Source organism: Priestia sp. USM5 (genome assembly GCF_058323215.1).
Genome location: NZ_JBSGKN010000020.1, coordinates 1 through 614, shown reverse-complemented (window position 1 = coordinate 614; position 614 = coordinate 1). Strand labels below are relative to the sequence as shown.

Below are 614 nucleotides of genomic sequence, written 5' to 3'. Positions count from 1 at the left end.
TTAACGGGCTCTGACTACTTGTAGGCACACGGTTTCAGGATCTCTTTCACTCCCCTTCCGGGGTGCTTTTCACCTTTCCCTCACGGTACTGGTTCACTATCGGTCACTAGGTAGTATTTAGCCTTGGGAGATGGTCCTCCCAGCTTCCGACGGAATTTCACGTGTTCCGCCGTACTCAGGATCCACTCAAGAGGGAACGAAGTTTCAACTACAGGGTTGTTACCTTCTTCGACGGACCTTTCCAGGTCGCTTCATTTACTTCGTTCCTTTGTAACTCCGTATAGAGTGTCCTACAACCCCAAGAGGCAAGCCTCTTGGTTTGGGCTAATTCCGTTTCGCTCGCCGCTACTCAGGAAATCGCATTTGCTTTCTCTTCCTCCGGGTACTTAGATGTTTCAGTTCCCCGGGTCTGCCTTCAATATCCTATGTATTCAGATAAAGATACTGTTCCATTACGAACAGTGGGTTTCCCCATTCGGAAATCTCCGGATCAAAGCTCACTTACAGCTCCCCGAAGCATATCGGTGTTAGTCCCGTCCTTCATCGGCTCCTAGTGCCAAGGCATTCACCGTGCGCCCTTTCTAACTTAACCATTAGCGAATAAATGGTACAAC

General features: G+C 49.2%; 1 rRNA gene. It reads right to left on the bottom strand.

The annotated features are described in order from the left end of the window. Positions 1 to 592, bottom strand: a 23S ribosomal RNA gene (locus tag ACWATA_RS29315); the annotation flags it as partial. Positions 593 to 614: the final 22 nt, after the last annotated feature.